General features: G+C 44.8%; 1 protein-coding gene and 1 pseudogene. Both read right to left on the reverse strand.

The window, feature by feature from the left end:
- Positions 1 to 1,061 (reverse strand): PDC sensor domain-containing protein (locus PN466_RS09945; RefSeq protein WP_271939230.1); only part of this gene is annotated, 1,061 nt, incomplete at its 3' end.
- A 77-nt stretch (positions 1,062 to 1,138) separates the two neighbouring features.
- Positions 1,139 to 3,525, reverse strand: a pseudogene (locus PN466_RS09950) (ATP-binding protein); the annotation flags it as partial.
- Positions 3,526 to 3,933: the final 408 nt, after the last annotated feature.

The following is a 3,933-nucleotide window of genomic DNA, read 5'->3' on the forward strand; positions in this document are numbered from 1 at the left end:
AAATATTCGCGATCGCGACGATTGTAAACTACGCTATTGGCCCGAGAGGCCTGTCCGGCCAGGGCAAAGAGCCGTTGGAGATGGGCATCTTCTGCGGTTTGCACACTTAAATTTCCTGCCTCGGTTTGAATTTGTGCCATTAAATTCGGCTCGGCAATTAACTGACCGTCAGGACGAACCAACAGGTTATAAGTCCCTTCTAAATGGTCTTCGATGACCCGATGGAGCAGATCGTTCAAGACAATATCGTGTTCGATCGACCCCAAATGACGGCCATCGGAGTCATCAATAGGAGTCACTGCCGACACCATCGAATCATGGGTAACCGGATCGGTATAGACTCCAGTCCACAAAGTTTTGCGTTCGGGATTGTGCTGCCAATCTCCCAGATAAACCGATTCTAGCACTGTCATATCCAAGTCGCTTTCCGCCGTCAGTCCCCAAGGTGCCTTGGGGTAAAATGTTGTTGTTCCGCCCTCGGGCAATGCGATATAGGTACTGAAAAAGCGATCGCGCCACCCGATCCCATAGCGTTCGACTAAGTCATAGCTGAGGGTCATGCGCTTTTGAAAATCCGGCGTTAGGGTTACGCCTCTCTGGATGAAGGATGTGGCGTGATGGTTCGGGTCAAAGTCTTGAAGTTCAATATCTTCGGGAAGATTGCGGATTGTCCCATCCGTCCAAGGAAAAAAGTGGCGATCGAAGCGTTGTTGCCAGTCGATTGGTGAATCTGCGCTAAATTGTTCGAGAAAGTCATCGTGCAGGAGAATGTGATTATCTTCTGCTAAGACAAAGATGGTTTCTTCTCGCTGGGCGCGCTCGGTAATATAGCTCAGTAGATTAGCTCGAGTATCTTCGGCTAGTTGAGACATGAGATGCCAGTAACTAATAGCCGAAATGGCAATGACGACCAATGCCAGTCGCAAACCCATATTAACCAGGGTATTGAACGTCAAGGATTTGTTGTATTGCTCGCCAGCCTCAAAGGGAGAGCTAAAAAGTTTTTTGAGAAAGAGAAAGACAATTGCAACATTCCTTCCCTTGTTTTTGATGCTTACCATAAAATTTTAGCCTCTTAACTCAAAAGGATCTTTTCCTTTAATCAAAAACCATTTAACTGATGTGTCTTTTATCGGGAAAGAGTCAGTCCAGTATTAAAATATTCAAATGCAGCTTTATAAGCATTAGAGTTCTGAGCTTTGCGTCCGGCTAATAGATTGAGATTGGCCAATTTTTCTCGCTCTGCTAATTGCTCGATCGAGTCTATACCATAATTCAATTGATTCACTAGATGAAAACAATCTTCCTCTTGTCGATCTTCGGGGATATTTTTCCATAGAAGTTGACCGATTTTTAGATGAGTCTTCTTTTTGTCTGCTTCTGGAATCAACGCATAAGCGGCTTGTTGGACGCGATCGTGCAGAAATTTGTAGCCAACTGACACATCTTCTGTCCGTACTTTTTCCTCGCCTTTACTCCCTTGGAAAAACTTATAGGTCTGGTTTAAAGGAAACACCAATCCCTCTTGCAGCGCCCTCCACAAGGAACCTGCGACTTCCATCTGCTCAAGTTCGCTGACAATGGCCAAAGTTTCTAAGTCAAACTGATTGCCAATACAAGCCGCTAATTTCAACACCTCTTGAGTTTCTTTAGGGAGTTTGTGCAACCGAGTAGCCATAAACTCTACGACATCATCAGTTAGTGCTAACTGCCGTACCCGCGTCATATCACAGTGCCAATAGCCCCGCGCGCGATCGAACTCAATCAACCCATCTTCGTGCAATCCCTTGAGAAATTGGGTGGCAAAAAAGGATTTCCCTGGGTTTTTTGATAGACTAATTCACTTAAAGGCCAAGCCACCTCCTGGCTACAACTTAGAGTATCTGCGACCAAGCTATTGAGATCGGCTTCACTTAAAGGACTCAGGGTTATGGTATTAATCGTCGCTCCCAACTTGCCAATTTCTGAAAGAGTCAGCATTAATGGGTGGGTCGGATAGACCTCATTATCCCGATAAGCTCCTAGCAAAAGTAGATAGCCCGTTTCGTTCTCGCTCCCTAGCAGTTGCATCAAGTTCAGAGAGGCCGAATCTGCCCATTGAAGGTCATCGAGGAAAACGACTAAGGGATGCTCTTTGGTCGCAAAAACTTGAATAAATTTCTGAAATAATAAATTAAACCGATTTTGCGCTGCATTGCCAGAGAGTTCGGGAACCGAGGGCTGTTTGCCAATTAATAGCTCTAACTCGGGAATCACCTCAATGATTACTTGAGCATTTTCGCCCAAGGCGGCAAGAATTTTGTTCTGCCACTGGGCCAACTGAGCATCTGATTCTGCTAATAACTGTTGCATCAAATCCCGGAATGCTTGTACAAAAGCGCTAAAGGGAATATTTCGATTGAATTGGTCAAATTTTCCTTTGATAAAATAGCCACACTGCCGCACTATTGGTTTGTGAACTTCATTAATTACGGCGGTTTTACCAATGCCTGAAAACCCAACAACGAGCATCATTTCAGAATGGGGAGTTGGCAGTGAGGAGTCGGTGGTAGTAGAAGATTGTGCCACTCGCTCGAATGCTGTGAGTAAGGTCTCAACTTCTGCTTCTCTTCCGTAGAGTTTTTCCGGAATCAGGAAGCGGCTGCCAATATCTCTCGTGGCCAACTCAAAGAGTTCTATTTTGCCCGTTTCTTGCCATTGCTGGAGACAATTTTCTAGGTCGAACTTTAACCCCAATCCACTCTGATAGCGATCTTCGGCATTCTTCGCCAGTAATTTCATCACGATCTGCGACACTACTAGGGGAATTCCAGAAACCGGGTTTCTAACCGATGGCGGTACTGGCTGTTGGGAAATATGACAATACACCAACTCTATAGGCTCCTCACTGGTGAAGGGTAACGTTCCTGTTAGCAGTTGGTATAAGGTCACCCCCAGGGAATAGAAGTCGCTGCGGTAGTCGATTCCTCGATTCATCCGACCGGTTTGTTCTGGGGAAATATAGGCTAGGCTTCCTTCTAGGACGTTGTAATTCTTGACTTCTTCCACTTCTTTTGGCAACAGGGAGGCAATACTGAAATCAATCAGTTGGATCTGTTGGCTCTCTGGGTGAATCAGAATGTTGGCAGGTTTAATATCTTTGTGAATGACTTTCTGCTGCTCGAGTTCTTGCAGGATCGACGCTAGTTGAATGGCGATTTTCAAACAGCTCTCTAAGTCTAATGACTCATATTCTGCTAATACTTTATTCAGAGAAATTGCCCCCTCCTCTTTCATGATCAAAGCATAACCATTACCAACGATCTCCAAGCTTAAAGGTTGCACAATGCCGGGGTGATTCAGGTTTTTGGCAATGGCATACTGGTTGCGAAACTGTAGGAGTTCGGTAAAGCTGGGGTATGAGTTCCGCAGAAATTTTATGGCGACTTTTAAGGAGTCAGAAAGTCTAACCCCCCGATAAACTAGAGTTCGTTCTCCTTCATATAGATTTTCGCCAATTTGATAGCCCGGTAGTTCTAAGATCATTTCTCTAGGAATTATTGCTGTACTTGGAAGGTTATAGTGATATTTATCACCAGCAAAGATCTCGATCGCGCATAGGCGGCGATCTCTCTATGGGAATGTTTACATAATAATTAATATAGAATTTATTGGCTTTAATTGAGGGGAAGGCAGAGCGCTAATTCCGTTGCTTTTCCCATTTCAGAGTTACACGTCATGGTTCTCCCCTAAGTACAAGACAAAAGTTGTATGGGTTGAAAGAGAGAATGAGCAAAAGAGAGTGGCTCAAAGCTCAGGGGGTGACAACAGGCTTTAATCTAAGGCTACGCTTGGCTTTGAGCCTTTAAGATGCCCAAAAAATCTCAGGGATTTTTTGGGCAAGTAACCCTCTAATCTGATGCTATGGTTATGCGATCGCGACCATTGAGTTGA

Source organism: Roseofilum reptotaenium CS-1145 (genome assembly GCF_028330985.1).
GTDB lineage: Bacteria > Cyanobacteriota > Cyanobacteriia > Cyanobacteriales > Desertifilaceae > Roseofilum > Roseofilum reptotaenium.